Source organism: Deferrivibrio sp. (assembly GCF_055117995.1).
The window spans coordinates 26,676-50,735 of record NZ_JBSQOT010000013.1 but is presented as its reverse complement, the minus strand read 5'-3'; the positions used below and the strand labels follow the sequence as shown (position 1 = coordinate 50,735).

At 33.1% G+C, this 24,060-nt stretch carries 23 protein-coding genes; 14 read left to right on the top strand and 9 right to left on the bottom strand.

Annotated features, from left to right (window positions below; all coding sequences use genetic code 11):
• From ACTCAF_RS05450 to ACTCAF_RS05385, 14 genes are all read left to right on the top strand, one after another.
• On the top strand, positions 1-389 hold a 389-nt coding region (locus ACTCAF_RS05450), incomplete at its 5' end, for a TrkA C-terminal domain-containing protein (protein WP_463062279.1).
• A gap of 7 nt (positions 390-396) precedes the next feature.
• The gene (locus tag ACTCAF_RS05445; protein WP_463062278.1) at positions 397-1,365 is read left to right on the top strand and encodes a PIN domain-containing protein; all 969 of its coding nucleotides are present in this window, start codon (positions 397-399) and stop codon (positions 1,363-1,365) included.
• A complete protein-coding gene (gene ispD / locus ACTCAF_RS05440) occupies positions 1,362-2,036 on the top strand; it encodes a 2-C-methyl-D-erythritol 4-phosphate cytidylyltransferase (protein WP_463062277.1) in 675 nt (224 codons plus the stop codon). The genes ACTCAF_RS05445 and ispD overlap by 4 nt, the downstream gene beginning before the upstream one ends.
• A 45-nt stretch (positions 2,037-2,081) precedes the next feature.
• On the top strand, positions 2,082-2,717 hold the full coding sequence (locus tag ACTCAF_RS05435) for a site-2 protease family protein (RefSeq protein WP_463062276.1): 636 nt from the start codon (positions 2,082-2,084) through the stop codon (positions 2,715-2,717).
• 9 nt (positions 2,718-2,726) lie between these two features.
• Positions 2,727-3,707: a tryptophan--tRNA ligase gene (trpS, locus tag ACTCAF_RS05430; protein ID WP_463062275.1), complete on the top strand. Its 981-nt coding sequence runs from the start codon at positions 2,727-2,729 to the stop codon at positions 3,705-3,707.
• On the top strand, positions 3,704-4,411 hold the full coding sequence (locus tag ACTCAF_RS05425) for a segregation and condensation protein A (protein ID WP_463062274.1): 708 nt from the start codon (positions 3,704-3,706) through the stop codon (positions 4,409-4,411). The genes trpS and ACTCAF_RS05425 overlap by 4 nt, the downstream gene beginning before the upstream one ends.
• Positions 4,404-4,928 carry an SMC-Scp complex subunit ScpB gene (scpB, locus tag ACTCAF_RS05420; RefSeq protein ID WP_463062273.1) on the top strand — a complete coding sequence of 175 codons (525 nt, stop codon included), beginning with the start codon at positions 4,404-4,406 and terminating at the stop codon, positions 4,926-4,928. The genes ACTCAF_RS05425 and scpB overlap by 8 nt, the downstream gene beginning before the upstream one ends.
• Positions 4,925-5,614 carry a pseudouridine synthase gene (locus tag ACTCAF_RS05415; RefSeq protein WP_463062272.1) on the top strand — a complete coding sequence of 230 codons (690 nt, stop codon included), beginning with the start codon at positions 4,925-4,927 and terminating at the stop codon, positions 5,612-5,614. Before scpB ends, ACTCAF_RS05415 begins: the two co-directional genes overlap by 4 nt.
• The gene (gene queD, locus ACTCAF_RS05410) at positions 5,607-5,966 is read left to right on the top strand and encodes a 6-carboxytetrahydropterin synthase QueD (RefSeq protein ID WP_463062271.1); all 360 of its coding nucleotides are present in this window, start codon (positions 5,607-5,609) and stop codon (positions 5,964-5,966) included. The genes ACTCAF_RS05415 and queD overlap by 8 nt, the downstream gene beginning before the upstream one ends.
• The gene (locus ACTCAF_RS05405) at positions 5,941-6,654 is read left to right on the top strand and encodes a 7-carboxy-7-deazaguanine synthase QueE (RefSeq protein ID WP_463062270.1); all 714 of its coding nucleotides are present in this window, start codon (positions 5,941-5,943) and stop codon (positions 6,652-6,654) included. Before queD ends, ACTCAF_RS05405 begins: the two co-directional genes overlap by 26 nt.
• On the top strand, positions 6,651-8,870 hold the full coding sequence (locus ACTCAF_RS05400; RefSeq protein ID WP_463062269.1) for a tetratricopeptide repeat protein: 2,220 nt from the start codon (positions 6,651-6,653) through the stop codon (positions 8,868-8,870). Before ACTCAF_RS05405 ends, ACTCAF_RS05400 begins: the two co-directional genes overlap by 4 nt.
• Positions 8,871-8,882: 12 nt before the next feature.
• A complete protein-coding gene (locus ACTCAF_RS05395; protein WP_463062268.1) occupies positions 8,883-9,692 on the top strand; it encodes an ExeA family protein in 810 nt (269 codons plus the stop codon).
• Complete coding sequence (locus tag ACTCAF_RS05390; protein WP_463062267.1) at positions 9,692-11,851, top strand: sensor histidine kinase; 2,160 nt, start codon at positions 9,692-9,694, stop codon at positions 11,849-11,851. Before ACTCAF_RS05395 ends, ACTCAF_RS05390 begins: the two co-directional genes overlap by 1 nt.
• Position 11,852: 1 nt before the next feature.
• Positions 11,853-13,223, top strand: a complete 1,371-nt coding sequence (locus tag ACTCAF_RS05385) for a sigma-54-dependent transcriptional regulator (protein ID WP_463062266.1) — start codon at positions 11,853-11,855, stop codon at positions 13,221-13,223.
• A 206-nt stretch (positions 13,224-13,429) separates the two neighbouring features.
• Here ACTCAF_RS05385 and ACTCAF_RS05380 read toward each other — a convergent pair whose 3' ends face one another.
• The 9 genes from ACTCAF_RS05380 to panB form a co-directional block, all read right to left on the bottom strand.
• Positions 13,430-14,347 (bottom strand): dihydroorotate dehydrogenase, encoded by a 918-nt coding sequence (locus tag ACTCAF_RS05380; protein ID WP_463062265.1) that lies wholly within the window; start codon positions 14,345-14,347, stop codon positions 13,430-13,432.
• Positions 14,344-15,123, bottom strand: a complete 780-nt coding sequence (locus ACTCAF_RS05375) for a dihydroorotate dehydrogenase electron transfer subunit (protein WP_463062264.1) — start codon at positions 15,121-15,123, stop codon at positions 14,344-14,346. Before ACTCAF_RS05375 ends, ACTCAF_RS05380 begins: the two co-directional genes overlap by 4 nt.
• Positions 15,124-15,129: 6 nt before the next feature.
• The gene (gene carB, locus ACTCAF_RS05370) at positions 15,130-18,351 is read right to left on the bottom strand and encodes a carbamoyl-phosphate synthase large subunit (protein ID WP_463062263.1); all 3,222 of its coding nucleotides are present in this window, start codon (positions 18,349-18,351) and stop codon (positions 15,130-15,132) included.
• A 133-nt stretch (positions 18,352-18,484) separates the two neighbouring features.
• On the bottom strand, positions 18,485-19,033 hold the full coding sequence (locus tag ACTCAF_RS05365; protein WP_463062262.1) for an SWIM zinc finger family protein: 549 nt from the start codon (positions 19,031-19,033) through the stop codon (positions 18,485-18,487).
• Positions 19,034-19,093: 60 nt separating this feature from the next.
• Positions 19,094-21,391, bottom strand: coding sequence for an ATP-dependent DNA helicase RecG (gene recG, locus ACTCAF_RS05360; protein ID WP_463062261.1), 2,298 nt, complete (start codon positions 21,389-21,391; stop codon positions 19,094-19,096).
• Positions 21,392-21,396: 5 nt separating this feature from the next.
• Positions 21,397-21,849, bottom strand: coding sequence for a chemotaxis protein CheW (locus tag ACTCAF_RS05355; RefSeq protein WP_463062260.1), 453 nt, complete (start codon positions 21,847-21,849; stop codon positions 21,397-21,399).
• 132 nt (positions 21,850-21,981) lie between these two features.
• Positions 21,982-22,350, bottom strand: a complete 369-nt coding sequence (panD, locus tag ACTCAF_RS05350; RefSeq protein WP_463062259.1) for an aspartate 1-decarboxylase — start codon at positions 22,348-22,350, stop codon at positions 21,982-21,984.
• Between the two features lie 13 nt (positions 22,351-22,363).
• Positions 22,364-23,212 (bottom strand): pantoate--beta-alanine ligase, encoded by an 849-nt coding sequence (panC, locus tag ACTCAF_RS05345; RefSeq protein WP_463062258.1) that lies wholly within the window; start codon positions 23,210-23,212, stop codon positions 22,364-22,366.
• 3 nt (positions 23,213-23,215) lie between these two features.
• Positions 23,216-24,028 carry a 3-methyl-2-oxobutanoate hydroxymethyltransferase gene (gene panB, locus ACTCAF_RS05340; protein ID WP_463062257.1) on the bottom strand — a complete coding sequence of 271 codons (813 nt, stop codon included), beginning with the start codon at positions 24,026-24,028 and terminating at the stop codon, positions 23,216-23,218.
• Positions 24,029-24,060: the final 32 nt, after the last annotated feature.

Genomic DNA, 24,060 nt, shown 5'->3' with positions numbered 1-24,060 from the left:
ATGCTACGAAGGAGTCGGTCTTGTTGGATGCAAACATATTGGAAGCAAAAGGGCTTGTGGCAGTGGTTAACAGCGATGCTGAAAATGTTTATATTGTACTTACAGCAAAAGGTTTCAGTAAAAATTTATATGTAATTGCAAGAGCTTCGGGTGATGAGTCGGCTACAAAAATGTTTTGGGCTGGTGCTGAATCTGCAAATTCAAAACTTGTTGGCAAAAAAATTATAGAGTCAAATATAAGAAAAATTGGTATAACAGTAGTAGGTATCAAAAAGAAGTCCGGGGAGTTTATTTATAACCCTGGACCTGAAACGATTTTTGAAGCAAGTGATACCGTCATAGCTTTGGGGCAAACAAATGATATTGAACAGTTAGGAAAATTATCTTGAGGTAATTATGTGGATATTTAGAATAATTTACTCTATAGCTATATTTGGGGCATTCGTTTTACTGAGAAATCAGCTTGGTATAGATATTAATCATGCAATCAGTTATGCTCTTGGAATTGTTCTTTCGATAAACCTTATCGAGTTGCTGGTTAGTGATTTAAAAAGTTTTAAAGTTATTATGGGGTTCATAGGTGGCGTATTGTTTTTGATTATCGCATACCTTATTACAAGTGCTTTTGATGCTGTTTTTTCAAATGAATCTCTTAAACTTGGGTTTTATTTTCTTGTAGTTTATCTTGGTATACTTATTGGGTATAAAAATTACACTATTCTCGAAAATATATTCTCAAGAAAAGCAAAAAAAGAAGGGAAACCAAAATATATCTCAATCCCAAAAATAATTGATACATCAACAATAATTGATGGGAGAATTGCTGATATTGTGAATACAGGTTTTGTGGAAGGGAGAATCGTAATTCCTACTTTTGTGCTCAAAGAATTACAGAATATTGCGGATTCACACGATCATTTAAGAAGGCAAAAGGGGAGAAGAGGGCTTGATGTGTTAAAAAAATTGCAGGAACAGAAAATAGTTCCTGTGGAAATTATAAATGAGGACTTTACAAACTTAGGCACTGTGGATGAAAAATTGATAGCTCTTACCAAAAAATTAAAAGGAAAAATAATTACTACAGACTTTAATTTATTGCAGGTAGCTGAGATACAGGAAATTAAAGCCCTTAATATTAACTCGCTTGCACTTGCATTAAGGCAAAATGTTTTACCTGGAGACAATCTGCATATTACCATCCAGAAGGAAGGTAAAGAATATTCTCAGGGGGTAGGTTATCTCGACGATGGGACAATGGTGGTTGTTGAAAACGGCAGAAGTCTTATTGGAAGCGAAGTTGATGTGACTGTTTCAAGTTTGCTTCAGACAGAATCTGGCAGGATTATATTTACAAAACTAAAATGAACCGTACAATATCTGCTATTATTCCTGCTGCAGGGGCTGGAAAGAGATTTTCTGATAAATTTAAAAAACAATATTTTCTTATTAACGGTAAACCTGTAATTTATTATACTCTTAAAAATTTAAATGAATCTTATGGTTTTGACGAAATTTTGATTGGTTATGGTCAGGATGATTTGGACCTTTTAAAAGAAGTGGTAGAAAGCTTAAATATAAAAAACTGTGAGTTTGTAAAAGGTGGTAAAGAAAGGTTTGATACAGTTTATAATTGCTTTCTTAAATCTACTTCAGAGTATATTTTGATACACGATGCCGTCAGACCATTTATAAACAGAGAAATTGTAAATGAATGTATCTCAAATGCGTTTAGATATCAGGCTGCCATATGTGGCGTCAAACCGAGAGATACAGTAAAATTGGTCAATGGTTTTGAAGTTGATAAAACTATTGACAGAGAAAAAGTATTTTTGGTGCACACTCCTCAGGTATTTAAAAAGGAAATTTTAAGAGAGGCCTTTGATTATCAGAGGAGAAATAACATTTTTGTCACTGATGAGGCAAGTATGGTGGAGATGTTGGGACATAAAGTATATATTTCATTGTCAAGTTTCAGTAATGTAAAACTTACTGAGTATGATGATATAAAATATTTTGAGTATTTAATAAATAGATGATTCTGAATTTGACATGGCTGTACTATTCTGCTAATTTATTTGCTTATGGGATTTGATATAAACAGTTTTTTCAGAGATTTATCTATTATGGCGCTGCCTTTTTTGTTTGCTATTACTGTACATGAGGCTTCGCACGGATACGCTGCATATTTTTTGGGTGATGATACTGCAAAAAGGCATGGAAGATTAACTTTTAACCCGCTTAAACATATTGATATAATGGGTCTTTTATTTTTATTTTTGACGAGATTGTTTGGCTGGGCAAAGCCTGTGCCTGTTGATTTTACCAGGTTGAAATACAGGAAATACGGGCCTGCAGTTGTAGCTTTTGCAGGACCCTTGTCAAATTTTGTCATGGCGATTGTGTCGTCTGTTTTATTTAATATACTTACTTCAATTGATTTTAACCCTTTTGTTGCCTCAAAAATTGTAAAACCTATTGTGTTAATGCTTATTTTTTCGGTTCAGATAAATATTGCACTCGGGATTTTCAATTTAATTCCGATTTTACCTTTAGATGGTGGCAGGATTTTACAATCTTTTTTGCCTCTTAATGCTGCCTATAAATATTCCAGAACGGAAAAGTATGGATTTTTTATTATCCTGGGTCTTTTGATAACTAATGTTATTGATACAGTTATATTCCCAATAATAAACTTTTTCATAAGATTACTTATTTAAGGAGTGTGTATGGATAGAGTTTTAAGCGGTATGAGGCCAACAGGCAAACTTCACATTGGTCACTATTTTGGAGCACTTAAAAACTGGGTGGAGCTTCAGGACAAATATGACTGTTTTTATTTTATTGCCGACTGGCATGCTCTGACAACAAATTATGAAAATCCGGAAGATATAATAGCTTTAAGAAAAGAGATGATACTTGATTGGCTTTCAGTTGGCATAGATATAAAAAAATCAACGCTGTTTGTTCAGTCAAAGAATATATATCACGCAGAGCTTTTTCTTTTATTATCAATGATAACTCCAGTCAGCTGGCTGGAAAGATGTCCCACGTATAAGGAGATTAGAAATGAGATAAAAGACAAGGATTTGTCAAATCTTGGTTTTTTAAGTTATCCTGTTTTGCAGACTGCCGATATTATTATTTACAATGCCAAATATGTACCGGTAGGCGTAGATCAACTGCCTCATCTTGAAATTTCGAGGGAGATAGTAAGAAGGTTTCACTACCTTTATAATGGCGATTTGTTTGTTGAGCCTGAAGGTCTTTTGACAAATGTGCCTAAACTGCTCGGTACAGACGGAAGAAAAATGAGCAAGTCATACGGCAATGCAATAATGCTTTCTGAGGAGCCAAAGTCGGTAGAAAAGAAGATAAAAACAATGATGACTGATACCAACAGAAAATTAAGATCTGATCCGGGGAACCCGGAAGTGTGTCCTGTTTTTGACTATCATAAGGTTTTTTCAGATGAAGAAGAAAGGTCATTTGTTACTGATGGCTGTAAAAACGCTACAATCGGATGCATAGACTGTAAAAAGGTTCTTATAAAAAATATTTTGAGCTTTCTTGAGCCTATTCAGGCAAAAAGAGCTGAATATGAAAAAATTATTGATGATTTGGATGAATTTTTATCTAAAACTCAGCAAAAAGCCAATGATGTTGCTGCCGGGACTGTTAAAAAGGTTAGAAAAGTTTTAAGAATATGAACAGCTTTTTAGAAGTAAAATTTGAAAATTTTGAAGGACCTCTGGATTTGCTTATCCATCTTATCTATAAAAATGAGATGAGCATATATGATATATCCATTTCTGTTATCACCGATCAGTTTGTGGAAGCGGTTGAGAATATGAAAAACCTTGATATGAATGTAGCTGGTGAGTTTATTCAAATGGCTTCATATCTTTTATACCTTAAATCTAAGATGTTGCTTCCGGAAAGTATTGCGGATGAGGAGGATATAGATCCGGAGGAGGAAAAATTTCTTCTAACCCAAAAACTTATCGAGTATTCATTCTATAAGGACATTTCTGAAATCTTGAGGGAAAAGGAGCTGTTTTCAGGAAGATTCTTAAAACGTTCAGATAGTATAATGCTGCCAAGAACAGAAAAAGTTGAAGCTGATTCATATTTACTGGCAAGTGTGCTTTTTAATTTATTGGATAAAGAGGTTAAGGAAAGTAAAATTTCTATCAAAAAGGACATTATAGACATAGGGACTATGATGGAAAAAATAAAGAGACTTTTAAAGGTAAATGAGAGCTACCTCTGGTCTGACATGGTTAAAATGGTAAGCAGTAGAAGGGAGATAGTGGTATTATTTCTTGCAACTCTGGAAATGGTAAAACTGAAACTAATAAAAGTGTTTCAGGCTGATAATTTTGCTGAAATAAGGGTATCTGTCTATGGATAATAAAGAAAAAAAAATATTTTACGCCAGTTTGTTTCTTTCCGGTAAACCTCTTAGTAAATCTTTTTTTGTAAAAATATCCGAAAATCCAATAAACCTTGAAAACAGAATAAGTGAGTACATTGAAGAATTTAACCATCTTGAGCTTGGTTTGAAGATACGCACTGTTTCAGATGGCTATCAGATGGTTACTGAAAGTGTAATTTTTGAAGAATTGTCAGAACATTTTGGTGAAAAAGGGGAATCTTTGTCCAGGGCAGCACTTGAAACACTTGCTGCGATTGCATACAAGCAGCCTATAACAAAAAATGAAATAGAAGACTTAAGAGGAGTTAACAGCTCAGGGATAATTAAAAATCTTTTGGATAGAAATCTTATCAAGGTGGTGGGGAGAAAAGATGTTCCAGGAAGACCTCTTTTGTATTGTACTACAAAAGAATTTCTGGAATATTTCGGGCTTAATTCTCTTTCTGACTTGCCTACTTTCAGGGAATGGCAGGAACTTAAAAATAACAAATGAGACTGAATAAATTTATTGCTTCAACAGGCTACTGTTCAAGACGAAAAGCAGATGAATTGATTTTTATGGGTAAAGTGACTGTCAACAAAGAACCAATTTTATTCCCCGGCTATGAAATTGGCGAAGATGATAAAGTTGAAGTAGAAGGTAATGAAGTTTCTATAATATCTTATAAATATTATATTTTTTATAAACCTGTTAATGTTTTGACAAGCTATGATGATGCAAGGGGAAGAAAGTGCCTTAAAGACTTTGAATTTTTTAAAAACAACAATCTGGCATATTCTGGCAGGCTTGACTATAAAAGTGAAGGGTTGATTATTTTTACAAATAATGGTGAGTTTGTGTATAAGCTACAAACTCCAAAATATAAAATTGAGAAAGAGTATTTTGTTGAGGTGACAAGAAACTTGACTCAAAAGGAAAAGAAAATCCTTGAAAATGGTCTAAAAACTGACAAGTTTGTTTATAATAGTTGTAAAATATTTAGGCTTACTGACAATAGATATAAAATAATTTTGTATGAAGGTAAAAATAGACAGATAAGAAATATGTTTGGATATTTTGGCATAAAGGTAATTAGACTTTTAAGAACCAGAATAGGAAACATATCTCTTGGGGATTTAAAACCTGGAGGGATTAAAGAGATACCAGAAAAAATTATCAAGGAGACATTTTATGTATAGAGTAAAAACTTATATGTATTTTTCATCAGCGCACAACTTGAGAAATTACAATGGAAACTGTGAAAATCTTCATGGTCATAACTGGAAGGTCGAGGCAATACTTCAAGGGGAAAGGTTAGACAATATAGGCATGCTTGTGGATTTCAAAATACTCAAGAAACATTTGAAACAGATATTGGATGAGCTTGACCATAAATATCTCAACGATACGGAATATTTCAGTAAGGTAAATCCAACAAGTGAGAATATGGCTCAATACATCTATAATAGATTGAAAGAGAGTTTTGGGGACCTTGTATTTAAGGTGATTGTCTGGGAAAGTGAAAATGCAGCTGCAGAATACTTTGAATAATATAAATATATCAGAGGCTTTTATATCGTTTCAGGGGGAGGGCAAGTACATTGGAGCAAGGCAGCTGTTTATAAGATTTTCTGGTTGTGATGTAAATTGTCAGGGATGCGATACCGATTATTCATCCAAAGAAAGCTTTATCTTCTTTGACAAGATATATTACAATCCGGTAAACATATTTCAGTTTGTTGAAGATATAAAAGGTTATGATATTTTTAATGAAATACACAGCATATCCTTTACCGGCGGTGAGCCTCTTTTAAGTTTAGAGGCAATCAAATTTATGATTTCAAGCTTTGGTAAAAAAACAAAATATTTCCTGGAAACCAGTGGTTATCACTTAGATATTTTGAAAGAAATTTATGATTTATTGGATATTGTGAGTATTGATATAAAGCTTAAATCGACTTTTGGGGTGGATGACAATATATACGCTCTTAAAAATGCATATTTTATAGAAAAAAATAAATCATATTTCAAACTTATAGTTGACAATAAGATAGAGCAATTTGAAATAGCTAATGTGGTTGACTTGTTAAAAAGTAAAGGTTTTGATGAAATTTATCTTCATACTAAAAATAATTTAGTTGAATTTAAATTATTAAGTGATATAATGAAAATATTCTATGGTAGTGGTATAAATTGTTTTTTTGTACCACAAATGCACAAATTGGTGGGGATAAGATGATTTTCTTTGGTTCCAAGAAAAATAAGAATGTAAATATTCAGGATGTTAAGTTATTGTATGCAAAAGGTAATTATAAATCTGCCCTGTCTTCGTGTAAAACCTATCTTGAAGAGCATAAAAATGACTTTGATGCTACCAACCTTTTGGGTGACATATATTACAAAATGGGGGATAAAACTAAGTCCCTTGAGATATTTAAACAACTTGCTACAAGCATGGAAGAAGACAAGTATCTTGACCGGGCTATAGCGGTAACAAAGAAGATTATCAGGTTGTTTCCTGACCAGTATGACATGTACAGAAAACTATCAAAACTTTTCCAGAAGAAAAATATAAAAGCAGAGCAGCTTGACACTTTATATGAGTTGGCAGATATTTACGAAAAAAAGGGGCTTGATGAAAAGGCGATTGATATTTTGAAAGAGATTGCTGAATTGGACAGAAATAGCACATCAAACTATAAAAGAATAATACAAAAGCTTTTTGATTTTGGGAAAAAATATGATGTTTGTAAGTTTATGCATTATTGTATAGAGCTTGCTCACAACAATAAAGATAGGGAATCTCTTGACTATTTTTGTAATATTGCAATTGAATGCGAATGTGACTTTAAAACTTTTTTTGCTTACACTATAGACTTTTTTAAAAGAAATAATGACAAAGCTGATATTTTCTTAAAATATGCTGAAGAATTTTTGCTTGAGAATTTTGATAATGATATTTTTAGATACTGCCTTGAGGTAAAACCTCTTGAGAAAAATATCGAATTTTACCAGGCAATTAAAAATAAGCACAAAAATTATGAAACCTACAGGTGTATTCTTGATTACTTCGTTCATACAAATATCGATGATTTTAAGATTGAAATCAATGAAATCATCAACCTGCCTGATTTTGACTTTAAACCTGAACTATCAAAAATAGCAGAAGATTATTACGAAAAAATAAATAATCCCGAATTGCTTGATATGCTTGTTTTATTGGCATCAAAAGGCTCTCTTAAAGATGTTCAGCTAAAAATATATGAAAAATTAGTTCAATTGTATAAAGAGCTGGGTGATATTGACAAAGCGACCAATATTGAGAAATTTATCAATGAACTTGAATTTACTGAGAAAAGGTTTGATGACAATACCAATCAGTATTCAGACATTGACTTTCGTGACAGTGAAAATATCCTAAACCTTGACGACACTTCAGATTTTGGTGATATAGATCTCGAACTTACTTCTTTTGATACTGACTCAACGGGTGAGTCTAATTTTGACCTTGAGCTTGATCTTGACCTTGATACAACAGATGCTGAAGTTTCAAAAGATGACAATGAACAGGAAGTTGATGATGCCGGAATTGAACAATCAGCAGAAGGTATAGATTCATTTAAGGGTGATGTTGAAACTGATGATATTGATATCGAAATTAGTCTTGACGATTTTGCCACTGAAGAGATTAAACAAAATGATTCAAGCTCAATTGATGATTTTGGTGATATTGACCTTACGAATAATAATATTTTCCAGGATGATTTTGAAGAAAATATTTCAGAGCAAATAGAACATATTAATACACTAATTAACAATAAAAAACTTGAGGAAGCAAAAACTGAAGTTGACCAACTCATAATCCTATATCCTGATAATGAAAAAGTAAAAGATTTAGCTGCAAGACTGATAATGATGGAGGGTGAAGACTCAGCCAGCAAAACGGAAGAAAAGGTAAATTATTCTGAAGTTATAACGGAAGAAATAAGAAGTATAGCTGAATCTATAAGAAAAAGTATAAATGAACAGGTTTCTGAAGATGATTATGAAACTCACTATGATCTTGCTATAGCATATATGGAAATGGAACTTTTTGAAGATGCGGTTTCAGAGCTAAAAAAATCAGCGACCGGGGCTAAAAAGTATGAAAGTTTATTTTTACTTGCTGAGTGTTATAAACGAATGGGGCTTATAGATGATGCAATAAATATACATAAATTGATAATAGTTGATTATGAAGAAAGGGAAAAAATGCTTAACTCTCTTTATGAAATTGGAGTATTGTTAGAGCTTAGAAATGATCAGGTGGGAGCAAATAACTATTTTGAGAAAGTCTTCAAACTTGATCCGGATTTTAGAGATGTTAAGGAAAAATACAAAGAAATTGTTCAGGAAAATATTGATACCAAAGAAGGGGAGGGGAGAAAAAAGAAGAAAAAGATATCATTTTTGTAAGGAGCATATTTAATGAGTGTTAAAGATTTTTTCGGATTAAATGAACTGCCTTTTAATAATTCCCCAGATATTAAGTTTTTTTATAAATCCAAAGAACATGAAGAGATAATAAAACGTCTTGTATATGCAATTGAAAACAATAAAGGACTTGTTACTGTAATTGGTCAAATAGGAACAGGGAAAACGACGCTTGCAAGGTTAATATTGGATGAGTTTGACACAGATAGTTATGAAGTTGCGCTAATTATTGTGGTGCATTCTGAAGTGACTTCTGAATGGATATTAAAGAAACTCATTATGCAGCTTGGGGTGGACGAAATTCCCACAGACAAGCCCTCAATGTTAAGCAAGCTTTATCAAAAACTTAGTAGTCTTATGGAGTCTGGCAAAAAAGTTGTAATAATGTTTGATGAAGCTCAGATGCTAAAGAATAAAGATGTAATGGAGGAGCTAAGAGGGATTTTGAATTTTGAGACTGAGACGGGGAAGTTGATAAATTTTGTTCTTTTTGGAATGCCGGAACTTGAAGATAATTTAAGACTTGATGAACCTTTAAGGCAAAGGGTTGCCATGAGATTTTTATTGAAGCCATTTGATCTGCAGGCAGTTAAGGTTTATATAGAACACAGACTAAAAGTTGCGGGTGCAAAGATAATATTTTTTAGTGATAATGCAATAAAAGGGGTTTACAGACATTCAGGTGGAATCCCAAGGGTAATAAATACAATCTGTGATAATGCAATGTTTGAAGCATATCTGGTAAAGAGTGAAACAATAGATGAAAAAATCATAGAACAGGTAGCAGTGGATCTTGGACTTTAATGAATATTGAATCCAAAAAAAGCTTTTTTATAAAAAATAAAAACTTATTTAAATATTTAGTTTTATTTTTGCTGCTTGCCGTATTAAATTTTATCGCCAGTTCTAAAATTGTAAACACCAACATCCCGCTATACTCCAGTATTACAATATTTTTGCTCATAAATATAAATATTATTCTGCTTCTTGTCCTCCTTGTTGTTATTTTCAGGAATATAAGCAAACTGTTTTTTGGGAATAAAAAGGCAATATTTGGAACCAGGATACAAACAAAACTGGTTATTTTTGCAATTACAATTACAGTACTTCCGGTTTTTGTCGTATTTGTTTTTTCAAGTAATATTATTAACAACAGTATAGACAAGTGGTTTGACGTCCAGATTGAACAAGCATTAAAAAGTTCCGTTGATTTAATGCAGAAATATCAAAATCAGGTGGAAAGAGATTTGATTGAACAGACAAATATATTGGCAAAACTTATTGCTTCCAAGGGATTTATGTTACAAAAAAATTATGATGAACTGACGAAGTTTGGTAAAGAATATATAAATGGAAACAAAATTGATGGCATTCTTATATACAATAACAAAATGATTAAAATTTTGCATGAAGATAAAGAGTATTATCTGAATTTTATTGCAGATGAAGATACTTTAAAAGAGATACTCGCAGGGAAACAGATTGCTAAATATTCATTTGTTGGTAATACACAGATATATTGGGTAGGAGCGCCCGTTTCGGCATTGACCAGCGAAAATATCATACTTGGGGCAATGATAGTTTACAAACTTGTTCCACTTGATCAGGCAGAGCAGGTATCAAAAATACTTGACTCATATAGAAATTACAGCCAGATAAAATTCTTTGCTGAGCCTGTAAAAAATTCCTACAAGATACTTCTTATATTGATGACTCTGCTTGTTATATTTGCAGGAATATGGGGGAGCCTGCTTTATGCCAAGAATATTACCAACCCTCTTGAACAGCTTGCTATTGCAGCAGAAAAGGTTTCCCAGGGTGAGCTTAATATAAAGTTAGACATAAACTCTAATGATGAGGTTGGAATTCTTGTCAAAGCATTTAATGAGATGACAGAAAAATTAAAAACTCATACCGAAGAGCTAAAAAATAAAAACGAAACCTTGTCTGAAATGTATTCACAAATCGCAAAAGATAAACAATATATTGATACTATATTTAAAAATGTAAATTCTGCTATTTTTCTGCTCGATAGTTCCAAAAAAATACTCAAAACGAACAATATGGCAGATTTATATATACAGAATAATAGCTTAAATGAAAAACTTAAAGAAATAGTTGATACTTTTTACTTATCAGAAAAACATTTTATGAATATTCAATCCGAAATTACACACAATGGAGAGATAAAAACATTTTCGATAAATCTAAATAAAATTTTTGATGAATATAATATTGTAACAAATTTTGTAATAGTGGTTGATGATATTACAGACCTTGTAAATGTAGAAAGAATAAATATCTGGAGAGAAATGGCCACAAGAATTGCACATGAGATAAAAAATCCTCTTACCCCCATTAAGTTAAACGCCGAAAGGGTGATAAAAAAGGCAGAACAAATTGATAATGATAAAATCAAAGAAACAGTAGTCAAAAGTATGGAAAAAATAATTAACGAAGCAAATGACCTTTATCAGCTTGTACAGGAGTTTAGTAATTTTTCAAAGTATGAGAGCATTAACAAGTCACCATTGAACATAGTAAAACTAATAAGGGAAATAATTGACCTTTATGATAAAAATGATAAAAATGTGGAAATAGTATTAAATGTGCCTGAAGAGGAAATCTTTTTGAATGCAGATAAAAATCAGTTAAAAAGAGTATTTATGAACTTGATGACAAATTCGCTTGACAGTATAAAGCATGACAAAGGCGTAATTTCTATTTTTGTAAGTGTAAGAGGGGGGGTGCTGGAAATTATTTTTCAGGACAATGGCACAGGTGTAAAAGAAGAAAATATTTCAAAACTATTTTTGCCTTATTTCAGCACCAAACCTGATGGTACAGGGTTGGGGCTTGCGATAGTTAAAAAAATTATTGAAAATCACAATGGGAAGATTTTTGTGAAAAGTCAATATAATGAGTACACTAAATTTATAATAAATTTTCCTTTAGAGAGTTGATATGAAGATATTGATTATTGATGATGAATTAAACATCTGTACAACTATTAAAGACATTCTCGATGATGAAGGGTACGATGCGGACTTTTCGCAGAATTTTAGCGATGGTTTTAAAAAATTGAAAAGTGAGCTATATGACATAGTTTTCCTTGATATATGGCTTCCCGACAAGGATGGTATAACCGGTCTGCAGGATATAAAGACCTATTTTCCTGAAATAGAAGTGGTTATGATAAGTGGGCATGGAAATATTGAAAATGCTGTAGAGTCTATAAAGTATGGTGCTTATGATTTTCTTGAGAAGCCATTGTCACTTGACAGATTGTTGTTGGTTGTCAAAAACTTAAAAGATAAAATTGAACTTACGCAACATATCAAGGAATACAAACTCGATTATCTTAAAAAATATGAGCTAATTGGCAATAGCCCTCAGGTTGTTGAACTTAGAAATAAAATCAAAAAAATTGCTCAAACCAACGCGAGAGTCCTTATCACAGGAGAAAACGGAACAGGGAAAGAACATGTGGCCAGATTGATTCATTTGCTTAGCAAAAGAAGCAGTAGAAGATTTGTTGAAATAAATTGTTCCGCAATTCCTTCTGAATTAATGGAAAGTGAAATGTTTGGATATGAGGCGGGGGCTTTTACCGGTGCAATAACTGATAAGATGGGGCTTTTTGAGGCAGCCAACAATGGGACGATTTTTCTTGATGAAATAGGGGACATGGATTTGAGCTTACAGGCAAAGCTTCTAAGAGTACTGGAAACAGGTGAATTTACAAGAGTTGGGTCAGTAAAGCCTATAAAGAGTGACTTCAGACTTATAGCTGCAACCAATAAAAACCTTGAGGATGAAATAGCCGCGAATAATTTTCGTGAAGATTTATATTATAGAATTAATGTTGTGCCTATACATGTTCCTGCTCTTAGAGAAAGAAAAACAGATATCCCGATTCTTGTAAAACATTTTATCAATGAGGCTTGCGTTGTTAACGGTTTGGAAAAAAAGAGTTTTGATGATGATTTAATGGAAAAGATGATAAATTATGATTGGCCTGGCAATGTAAGGCAGCTTAAAAATGCCGTAGAAAGGATGGTAGTACTATCCGATGGCTCGTTGATAACAACAGATGACGCACCATCATTTTTACTTGATTCCCAGGCAACAAGCAAATCATTGGATTTTGAAAATCTAATTACTGAGTATTATCCGCTTAAATATGCAAAAGATATCTTTGAAAAAGATTATATTTCTAAAGTACTTGAAAAAACAAATGGCAACATCTCCAAAGCTGCCAAAATACTTGATATTGAAAGAACATACCTTCATAAAAAAATCAAGCATTATCAAATTATAAAAAACGGCAAATAAAAACTTTAGACAGAATCAATATGTTTACCAGGGGATATAGAAATTATTCTTAATTTATTTAACATAATATATCTTATCGGACGTTATATGTTGTTTTTAATGTGGTGATACTATGTTGTTATTAAAATTATTTTTTGGCTTATTTCTGTTTCTTAAAACAGTAATTATGAATGAAGTTAGTTAGAAATTAAAATTTTGAAAAGCGATTAGATTTCAACTTTTCCGGTAAAGTCTGTGATATTTTCAATATTTTTATCTGCCATATATTTTTCGAGGTCATCTATAATTTTCAAAGAAATTTCAGGGTTTACAAAGTTTGCGGTACCTATTTGTACAGCTTTTGCTCCGGCAAGATAAAATTCTATTACATCTTTATAATTCATTATTCCACCAATTCCAATAATTGGTATATCAACTGTCTTAAATAATTCATAAACCATTCTGATTGCAACAGGTTTTATTGCCGGTCCGCTTAATCCTCCGGTAATATTTGAAATGTACGGTTTTTTTGTCTCAATATTGATTGCCATTCCAAGTAACGTGTTAATTGCGCTTATTGCATCAGCACCCGCTTCTTGTGCCATTTTGCCAAAAATTTTAATATCTGTAACGTTGGGAGACAGCTTGACAATTAATGGTTTGTTTTTTATAGCTTTCTTTGTTTCGTATACTACCGTGTAAGTCATTTTAGGGTCAGTTCCAAATGCTATCCCACCCTCTTTTATATTTGGACAGGAGATATTCATTTCAAGCATATCTACATTTTCATTATCCAGTATTTTTGCTACTTCTACATATTCCTCAACAGATTTCCCCCAAAAATTAACTATAATCTTTGTGTCATATTTCTTTAAAATAGGCAGCTTTTCCTTGATAAATTTTTCTACTCCAACATTTTGAAGCCCAATTGCATTAAGCATGCCAGCATTGGTTTCCATAATTCTTGGCATTTTGTTTCCGGAAGTTTCTTTCAGAGAAATACCTTTAACCGATATTCCACCAAGTTTATTGATATCTATAAATCTTGAATATTCAATTCCGTATCCAAATGTACCACTTGCAGTTATTATTGGATTTTTAAACTCGATTCCGCAAAGATTTATGCTTAAAGGACTTTTGCTCATTGATTGCTCCATACTATTTTGCTGCCATCAAATACCGGGCCTTCCACACAACATCTTTTTTGTTCAATTTCGCCATTGTCATTTTTTAAATATATCAGGCATCCAAGACAGGCACCCATTCCACAAGCCATTCTTTCATCCAAAGAAACTTCAATAGGGATTTTATTTTCGACAGCAATTTTAGTTGTTGCCTCAAGCATTTTCTTGGGCCCGCAGGCATAAATTTTATCATATTGCAGAATATTTTTTTGTAACGGCTCCGTTACAATCCCTTTTTGACCGACTTTGCCGTTTTCTGTTGTTACTATTATATGACTGCAGTATTTTTTAAATTCATCTATCATCAATATATCATCTTCTGTTTTGCCACCATAGTATAGATCAATTTCAGTGCCTTGATTTTTAAGATATCTGGCAAGAAATAACAATGGTGCAATCCCTACTCCGCCACCAACCATTGCTACTTTTTTTCCACCGTTGTATTTAAATGTATTTCCAAGTGGCTCCGAAAACTCAATTGTTGAGTTTATTTTGATTTGAGAAAGAAGGTTTGTACCTTTACCGATTAAAACATACAGTATCTTGAACCTTCCTCTTTCTATATCGCATACACCAAATGGTCGCCTTAAGAGTGGGTCATATAAATAGTCATATTGTTGCGCTTTTACCATCATAAAGTGTCCGGGTTTTGCTTTATTTACAAACTCCTCACACTCAATTTCCATAAGGTAATATTTGTCATTCAGTTTTGTATTGCTTACAACTTTTCCTTTCATATATACCTACTTGTAATACTCTTGTATAGATTTTACCGTAATGCCTGTTTCAAGATATTGTTTAATACCGTTTACCGATGCTTCTGCTGCTTCAACGGTTGTAACGAAAGGTATATTATAGTTTAACATTGCTCTTCTCATAGAATCAGCATCAAGTCTTGATTTTTTCCCTTCAGGGACATTGATTATAAAGTTAACTTCTCTATTTTTTATTAGATCTACAATATTTGGACGACCTTCCTGAACCTTTAGTATAAGTTGAGCAGGTATATTATTGTCATTTAGAAATTTATGAGTACCTTTTGTCGCTATTATTTCAAAACCAAGCTCATAAAGTTTTTTGGCAACGGGCAATATCTGATCTTTTACGCTGTCTTTTATGCTTATAAAAACTTTTCCTTTTGTAGGCAACCTGTTACCTGCTCCCATCTGGGCTTTGTAGTAAGCTCTTCCAAAAGTTGTATCTATCCCCATAACTTCACCTGTAGATTTCATTTCAGGTCCCAATATAACATCAGTATTGGGAAATTTTACAAATGGAAATACAGATTCTTTTACAGAATAGTAATTTAACTCTTTTGTTTCGGTAAAGCCCAATTCTTTTAGTTTTCTTCCAACCATTACTTTTGCCGCAAGTTTTGCAAGGGGTACACCTATCGATTTGCTTACATAAGGTATAGTCCTTGAAGCTCTCGGGTTAACCTCAAGAAGGTATATATCTTTACCTTTAATGGCATATTGTATATTCATCAATCCTATTACATTTAATTCTTTTGCAATCGCTTTTGTTTGTTCTTTTAATCTTTTTAAAACATCTTCAGGAATTGATCTGGTCGGGATTGAACAGGCCGAATCACCTGAATGTATTCCGGCTTCTTCTATATGCTGCATAATTCCTGCTACAACAATAGTTTCACCATCACTAATTGCATCTACATCTACTTCCATGGCATGTTCAAGAAACTTATCTATTAAAACAGGGTGCTCCTCACTTGCTTCAACGGCATACTTCATATATCTTTTAAGAGATATTTCATCATAAACAATTTCCATTGCCCTGCCGCCCAAAACATATGAAGGTCTTACAACGACAGGATAACCTATTCTTTTTGCTATTTCATAAGCTTCGTTTTCGTTTTTGGCTATTCCGTTTGGTGGCTGAAGAAGATTAAGTTTCTCTACAAGCACTTTAAATCTTTCTCTGTCTTCTGCAATATCAATACTGTCAGGAGAAGTACCAAGAATCTTTACCCCCGCTTTTTCCAGTGGTACGGCCAGCTTTAATGGTGTTTGTCCACCAAACTGGACAATAACCCCGACTGGCTTTTCCTTTTTTATTATGTTTAACACGTGCTCTCTTGTAAGCGGTTCAAAATATAATCTGTCTGATGTATCATAATCGGTACTTACAGTTTCAGGGTTGCAGTTTACCATTATTGTTTCATAACCTATTTCAGACAGTGCAAAGCAGGCATGAACACAACAATAGTCAAACTCTATCCCCTGCCCTATTCTGTTTGGACCACCTCCAAGAATTACAACCTTTTCTTTATTGGTAGTATCAGCCTCACATTCTTCTTCGTAGGTAGAATAAAGATATGGAGTGTATGACTCAAACTCAGCTGCACAGGTGTCAACCCTTTTATAAACTGGTGTTATTCTGGCACTTTTTCTTTTTGATTCCACATCGGATTCGGTGCATTTTAATAATTTTGCCAGTCTTTTATCCGAAAATCCCATTTCTTTGGAAAGTTTTAAGGTATCTGTGCCAATTTTTTCTATACTTAAACCCTTAAGATGCTCTTCAAACTTTATAATTTCATAAATCTTATTTAGAAACCATCTGTCAATTTTTGTATATCCGTGTACCTCATCTATTGTAAAGCCGGCCCTAAATGCTTCCCCTATGTACCACATTCTTTTATCTGTTGGTCTTTTCAGGTAATTGATAATTTCTTCCTTTATTTCTGATTTTGATAAATCTTCCATGGCAAATATTTCATCAAAGCCGGTTTTTCCTATTTCAAGGGAAACAAGAGCCTTTTGAAGCGATTCTTTGAAAGTTCTTCCGATTGCCATTACTTCACCTACAGATTTCATCTGGGTAGTAAGGGTATCATCAGTTCCTGGAAATTTTTCAAAAGTAAATCGAGGAAATTTTACTACACAATAATCTATTGTAGGCTCAAAGGATGCCGGTGTTTTTTTGGTAATATCGTTTGGGATTTCGTCAAGTGTGTATCCTACAGCAAGTTTGGCTGCAATTTTGGCAATAGGAAAACCTGTGGCTTTAGATGCAAGTGCGGAGCTTCTTGAAACCCTTGGATTCATTTCAATAATGACCTGTCTTCCATCTTCAGGATTAACTGCAAACTGAACATTGGAGCCACCAGTGTCAACTCCTATTTCTCTCATTACCTTGATTGCAGAATTCCTTAATTCCTGATATTCTTTGTCAGTAAGGGTTTGGGCCGGAGCTACTGTTATGCTATCACCTGTGTGAACACCCATTGGATCAAAGTTTTCTATCGAACAAATAATAACAACATTGTCCTTCAAATCTCTCATCACTTCAAGTTCATATTCTTTCCAGCCTATAATTGATTCTTCTACAAGAATTTCTCCTACAGGGGATGCTTCAAGTCCCCATTTTACGTATTCTTTGTATTCTTCCATATTGTATGCAACATTGCCACCGGTTCCACCAAGGGTAAAAGATGGTCTGATAATTACAGGAAATCCAATAGAATCAATTGCCTGCATTGCTTCTTCAAAATTTCTTATATAGGCACTTTTGGGCATATCAAGGCCAATTTTTGCCATTGCTTGTTTGAAAAGTTCTCTGTCTTCAGCTTTTTTAATGGATTCAGCGTTTGCACCTATAAGTTCAACATTATATTTTTCAAGAATCCCCTTCTTGTGAAGCTCAAGAGCCGCATTAAGGGCTGTTTGTCCTCCAACAGTTGGTAAAATAGCATCAGGTTTTTCATTTTTTATTATTGCTTCAAGAACTTCCACGTGTATTGGCTCAATATAGGTAGCATCTGCAAATTCCGGGTCGGTCATTATTGTCGCAGGGTTTGAGTTTACAAGTACCACTTTATACCCTTCTTCTTTCAGAGCCTTTACAGCCTGAGTCCCTGAATAGTCAAATTCACAGGCCTGACCTATAACAATTGGTCCCGAGCCGATTACCATTATAGTTTTGATATCTTCCCTTTTAGGCACATTATCCTCCATTTTAAAAGCACAAATTGAAGACTTTTAACAAATGTTGTATGAAATGACAAGATAAAATGTCAAATTCTGGCATTTTCATCTTGCAAATAAATATTGAAATAGAAGCAGAATTAATCTGCCTCTATTTTTTTGTGTTTACACCCTTTTCTATCAAAAACAAACAAGCAAGTTTCAAAGGATCAGTTAATGTGTGATACTTGCCGTTTAAGTCATCTTTTACAATAGCAGAAATTTGCTGAACAGAAATTCCGGTTAGCTCTGAAAGTTGGGCAACTCCAAGACAACATTTTCTTAAATCATCAAGGAGAGTTTTAAGTTTGGTTGTTCTTAAGTAAAATTGTAGCTCTTCAATGCTCGTTATCTCTTCTCTTTCAATTTTCTTGTTACTTTCAAATACCCAGGGGGTATAAATGTAAGTAAGACCTAAAGCCGCTGCGTGTTTGCAAAACATTTCTTTTGAAGTTTCACACTGGCATTTAAAGGTCAAAGGGTCAGTATCTATTCTAAGTTCAACCTCATAAACACCATGATTTCCTCTTATTTTTCCTTTAAGAATATTATCCTCAATTTTACAATCAAAAAACTTGCCCACATAGTTTTCAGCTCTCTGGATGTTTATGTTTGTAGAGATATTTCTGAGCTGTTCTTCGGTGAGTTTTAATAGCTGCATTGGCTCCTCCTTATTTTAGTTAACAAATTATAATACATAGAAACGGATATATCAATTAAATTATCCAACCTTTATTAAATCTATTTCATTTTTCCATTTTTCAAGTAAAACCTGTTTGAGAATTTTGTGCTCCGGTTTTTCCAAATAAGGGTCATTTTCTACAATTTTTAAAGCATCTTCTCTTGCATCAACAAGAATTTTATAATCACGAACTATATTTGAAAATTTAAAGGTCGGAAGTCCTGATTGCCTCACACCAAAAAAGTCACCTGGTCCTCTCATTTCAAGGTCTATTTCTGCAAGTTTAAAACCGTCACTGTATTTTTCCATCGCCTTTATTCTTTTAAGTCCATCCTCTCCTATTTTGTCGCTATAAATAAGGTAACAGTAAGAGTTTTTATCGCTTCTGCCAATTCGCCCTCTGAGCTGGTGGAGTTGTGCAATACCAAATCTTTCAGCATTTTGTATTACCATTACGGTAGCATCAGGCACATCCACACCCACTTCAATAACTGTTGTGGAAACCAGTATTTTAATCTCTTTATTTTTAAACTTCTCCATTATGATCCTTTTTTCGTCACTTTTCATTTTCCCGTGTAAGAGCCCAATATTATCTTTTCCAAATACATTTGACAATTTTTCGTATCCCGTTACAGCTGCTTTTAAATCGAGATTCTCGCTTTCCTCTATCAAAGGGTAAACAACATAAACCTGATTACCCTTTAAAATTTCATTTTTCATAAATTTTAAAATGGTTTGAGATTCTTTTTCATTAAATGCCCTAGTTTCCACAGGTCTTCGCCCTGGTGGCAATTCGTCTATAGTGGATACATCAAGGTCACCATAGAGGGTAAGTGCCAAAGTCCTGGGGATTGGTGTGGCACTCATAAGTAAAATGTCAGGGTTTATCCCTTTGTCGCAAAGAGCTTTTCTCTGCAAAACACCAAACCTGTGCTGTTCGTCGATAATTGCAAGTCCTAAATTTTTAAATTCTACATCATCCTGAATTATAGCATGCGTACCAAAGATAAAATCGACACTATTTTCTTTGATTTTATTTTTAATCAGCTGTTTTTCTGACTTTTTCACTGAGCTGGTCAAGAGCACACTTTTAAAACTATTTCCCATAAGTTTGTTAAAATTTAAAAAATGTTGTTCTGCGAGTATTTCTGTAGGTGCAATAACTGTAACCTGATAACCGTTTAAAATAGCAACGAGTGCAGCAATAAATGCCACAATAGTTTTTCCGCTTCCGACATCACCCTGAATAAGCCTGTTCATCTGGTTTTGACTCTTCATATCATTAAAAATATCTGATAGAACCCTTTTTTGTGATGCTGTCAGTTTAAAGGGGATGTAAGGCTTGATTTTTTCTAAAAAAGTGTTGTCAATTTTAAAGATAATTCCATTGTTTTTTTGGTAACTGTGTTTTTTTATTATAAAGCCAAGCTGAAGATAAAAAAGTTCTTCGTAAATAAATCTTTTATGATAAATTGAGTTAAAAGAGTTAAGTTGACTGACAATTGAAGGATTATCAGGAAAATGGATACCTTTCAAAGACTCTCTGATGTGAGGAAATTTATATTTATCCACAATAAAAAAAGGGAGTGTATCAAAAATTGTTTCACTATAATTTTCATAAGCTGTTTTAATAAGTTTAGCAAAAGTTTTATTTTTTATTTTACTGCCAACAGGATATCTGACTCTGATTTTATCAATTTCTTCATCATTTACAAACTCCGGATGAACAATACCCATTATTCCCCTAAAGTTTTTTACTTCGCCATAAAGGTTTAGCCTCTCCTGGCTCTGTAGAAAAGGGAGTGGGTATTTTTTATTAAAGTTAAACCAGACACCAGCAAATGTTTTATTGTTATCTGTCTTAAAAGTTACAAACAAATAAGATTTACCAAATTTTGACTTTACATATTCGTGAAAATGGTATTGGCCGATTAAAATTTTTTTATCAAAAGAGGTACCGGATGAAATATATTCATATCTGTCAGGGAAAAACAATAAAAGCTCATTTATTGTTTTAATATTTAAAGAGTGAAGTGTTTCTTTTAACTTATCCCCTACCCCTTTGATTTTTTCAATTGGGGTATTAATTTCACTGAAAAATGTAGGCTCATCAATGTTTATAAAATTAAGATAAATTTCAGTTATAAGATTGTCCAACATTTTGGTACTGAAATTTTTTGACTTTATTGTAGATAGAATTTTGTCTGCAAGCCAAGGGTTAATATTTTTTAGCGTAATATATAGAGCGTTTAAGGTATTTTCCGGATCGTTGTAAAGAGAAGCAGGATTTTTCCTTAGTAAGATTATCCTTTTTTTAAGTTCACTTTTATAATCCATTTAGTCTAAAAAGAGTTAAATTGTTTTTGTTCAAAAGGTGAAAATATTTTTGTAATATCCAAAAGTATTACCATCCCACCTTCAGTTTTTGCAACACCTTTTATATATTGTGAGTCAATATTTACAGCCAGTGCCGGAGCGTCTTCAATTATATCCTTTTCAATCCTCAATACTTCATCAACTTCGTCAACCAAAAAGCCCACCTTTTTACCACCAATATTTGTAATAATAATTCTTGAAGTTTGGGAATCATCAACCATTCCAAGGTTTAATTTGTTTTTCAAGTCCACAACAGGGATAACACGCCCTCTTATATTAATAATCCCTTGTATGAAATCAGGAGCTTTAGGCACAGGGGTGATTTCTGTCTTTCGTAAAATTTCTTCTATTACCATTATATCGATGGCGTATTTTTCTTTACCAAGTTTAAAACCCACAAACTGACTAATTTTGGACATTTCAACAGCCTCCTGCGTTTTAACCAATTATAGTGTATGTAAATATAATTGTAAATCCGTTTTTTAATTTACATAACCACTACATTACAAAAATACGGTTTTAAAAAGCCCCCGAATTAACAGGATATTTTTTTAAACAAGCACCCTGTCTTTTTTAATTGGTCTATTTTTCTCATCCACCTGGACAACAATTGGATTGTGGTTTTTAATCTCCTCTTCATCATACTGACCATATGACACAATTATAATCATATCTCCAGGCTGGACTAACCTTGCAGCAGCTCCATTCAGACAAATCTCACCACTTCCTCTTTTACCATCAATAGTATATGTTGAAAATCTTGCGCCATTTGTTATATTATATATATCAACTTTTTCATATGTAAGGATATTTGCCATATCCATCAAATCTTTGTCGATAGTAATACTCCCTTCATAGTGCAAATCCGCATCAGTAACTGTTGCTCTGTGAATTTTTGATTTAAACATTGTTCTTTTCATAACACACCTCAATTTATTTTATTTCAAAGATTTTATTGTCAATAAGTCTTGCTTTTCCCACAAAAACAGCCAAGGCAAGCAAAAACTTATCTTTTAATTCATTCAGGTTTTCGAGGGTATCAATATCAACCAATTCAACATAGTCAATTTTGGTAAATGGATGGGTTTCTATAAATTTACAAACCTCTTGTTTTATTTCTTGTGGATTTTTGATACCTTTTTCGATTAACTGACTAACAAGTTTAAAAGACTTGCTTAAAGACAGTGCAGATTCACGTTCTTTTTCGGTGAGATAAACATTTCTTGAACTCATTGCAAGCCCGTCATTTTCTCTGACAATGGGACAACCCACAATATTTACATCTAAATTTAAGTCTTCAACAACTCTTTTGATTACAAGCAATTGCTGATAATCTTTCATACCGAAGTAAGCACTATCAGGATTGACAATATTTATTAGCTTGGTAACAACTGTTGCTACCCCGTCAAAATGTCCCGGTCTACTTTTACCGCAAAGCTTGTCAGTTAAAATAGATAATGTTACTTTGGTATAAAATCCATTGGGATACATTTCTTTTACATCAGGATAAAAAAGGATGTCACATTTGTTTTCTTTTAAGAGCTTCATATCTCTCTCAATATCTCTTGGATATTTGTCAAGGTCTTCACCAGGACCAAATTGTGTCGGATTTACAAAGATGCTGCAAACAGTGACATCATTGTCTTCTTTTGATTTTTTTATAAGGCTTAAATGCCCATCGTGCAAATATCCCATCGTAGGGACAAAACCTATTTTATTGCCTTTAATCTTTTCTTGTTTGATAATGTTTCTCAATTCATCTATTTTTTTTACAACTTGCATATTCTACCTCTTGAAAGAATGTTTATCTTCAGGGAATTCAGAGGATTTGACTTCTTTGCAATAAGTCATAGCAGCTTCCTTGATAATTTTACCAACATTTGCATATTGCTTTACAAATTTTGGGACAAAATCATCAAACATCCCGAATATATCCTGGAAAACAAGTATTTGACCATCGCAATGAATTCCTGCTCCAATTCCAATTGTGGGTATACTTATTTTTTCAGTTATTTTTTTACTGACCTCATCCACAACACCTTCTAATACTATTGAAAAGACCCCTGCCTCTTCGAGAGCAATAGCATCTTCAATTAATTTTTCTTCATTATGTCTTCCTTGAATTTTATATCCACCTTCAGCCAAAACCTGCTGTGGCATAAGACCGATATGTCCCATTACATTAATACCCATCTTCACCATTTTTTTTACAAGTGGTGCAAATTCTTTTCCCCCTTCCAGCTTTATTGCTTCCGCCCCACTTTCTTTTATAATTCTGACAGCATTTGTTAAGGCTTGCTCATCTGAAATTTGATAACTGCCAAATGGCATATCAGCCACAAGAAAGGCTCTTTTTATCCCCTTCTTGACAGATTTTGTGTGGTAAATAATTTCATCAACAGTTACAGGGATAGTGCTTTCATATCCGTTCATTACCATCCCAAGTGAATCCCCTACGAGTATCAAATCCACACCGCTTTCGTCTATAATTTTTGCTGATGTATAATCATAAGCAGTAAGGCAAACAATTTTTTCTTTATGCTTCATATTTTTGATATTGTTGACAGTTATTTTTTTTACTTCGGCATGTTTACTCAAATTATCCTCCATTTGCGTATTAACAAAAAAGC

What these genes read in the sequence shown, in the direction of transcription:
- ACTCAF_RS05445 (WP_463062278.1), top strand. Translation starts at nt 397, where the DNA reads ATGTGGATATTTAGAATAATTTACTCTATAGCTATATTTGGGGCATTC.
- ispD (WP_463062277.1), top strand. Translation starts at nt 1,362, where the DNA reads ATGAACCGTACAATATCTGCTATTATTCCTGCTGCAGGGGCTGGAAAG.
- ACTCAF_RS05435 (WP_463062276.1), top strand. Translation starts at nt 2,082, where the DNA reads ATGGGATTTGATATAAACAGTTTTTTCAGAGATTTATCTATTATGGCG.
- trpS (WP_463062275.1), top strand. Translation starts at nt 2,727, where the DNA reads ATGGATAGAGTTTTAAGCGGTATGAGGCCAACAGGCAAACTTCACATT.
- ACTCAF_RS05425 (WP_463062274.1), top strand. Translation starts at nt 3,704, where the DNA reads ATGAACAGCTTTTTAGAAGTAAAATTTGAAAATTTTGAAGGACCTCTG.
- scpB (WP_463062273.1), top strand. Translation starts at nt 4,404, where the DNA reads ATGGATAATAAAGAAAAAAAAATATTTTACGCCAGTTTGTTTCTTTCC.
- ACTCAF_RS05415 (WP_463062272.1), top strand. Translation starts at nt 4,925, where the DNA reads ATGAGACTGAATAAATTTATTGCTTCAACAGGCTACTGTTCAAGACGA.
- queD (WP_463062271.1), top strand. Translation starts at nt 5,607, where the DNA reads ATGTATAGAGTAAAAACTTATATGTATTTTTCATCAGCGCACAACTTG.
- ACTCAF_RS05405 (WP_463062270.1), top strand. Translation starts at nt 5,941, where the DNA reads ATGCAGCTGCAGAATACTTTGAATAATATAAATATATCAGAGGCTTTT.
- ACTCAF_RS05400 (WP_463062269.1), top strand. Translation starts at nt 6,651, where the DNA reads ATGATTTTCTTTGGTTCCAAGAAAAATAAGAATGTAAATATTCAGGAT.
- ACTCAF_RS05395 (WP_463062268.1), top strand. Translation starts at nt 8,883, where the DNA reads ATGAGTGTTAAAGATTTTTTCGGATTAAATGAACTGCCTTTTAATAAT.
- ACTCAF_RS05390 (WP_463062267.1), top strand. Translation starts at nt 9,692, where the DNA reads ATGAATATTGAATCCAAAAAAAGCTTTTTTATAAAAAATAAAAACTTA.
- ACTCAF_RS05385 (WP_463062266.1), top strand. Translation starts at nt 11,853, where the DNA reads ATGAAGATATTGATTATTGATGATGAATTAAACATCTGTACAACTATT.
- ACTCAF_RS05380 (WP_463062265.1), bottom strand. Translation starts at nt 14,347, where the DNA reads ATGAGCAAAAGTCCTTTAAGCATAAATCTTTGCGGAATCGAGTTTAAA.
- ACTCAF_RS05375 (WP_463062264.1), bottom strand. Translation starts at nt 15,123, where the DNA reads ATGAAAGGAAAAGTTGTAAGCAATACAAAACTGAATGACAAATATTAC.
- ACTCAF_RS05365 (WP_463062262.1), bottom strand. Translation starts at nt 19,033, where the DNA reads ATGCAGCTATTAAAACTCACCGAAGAACAGCTCAGAAATATCTCTACA.
- recG (WP_463062261.1), bottom strand. Translation starts at nt 21,391, where the DNA reads ATGGATTATAAAAGTGAACTTAAAAAAAGGATAATCTTACTAAGGAAA.
- ACTCAF_RS05355 (WP_463062260.1), bottom strand. Translation starts at nt 21,849, where the DNA reads ATGTCCAAAATTAGTCAGTTTGTGGGTTTTAAACTTGGTAAAGAAAAA.
- panD (WP_463062259.1), bottom strand. Translation starts at nt 22,350, where the DNA reads ATGAAAAGAACAATGTTTAAATCAAAAATTCACAGAGCAACAGTTACT.
- panC (WP_463062258.1), bottom strand. Translation starts at nt 23,212, where the DNA reads ATGCAAGTTGTAAAAAAAATAGATGAATTGAGAAACATTATCAAACAA.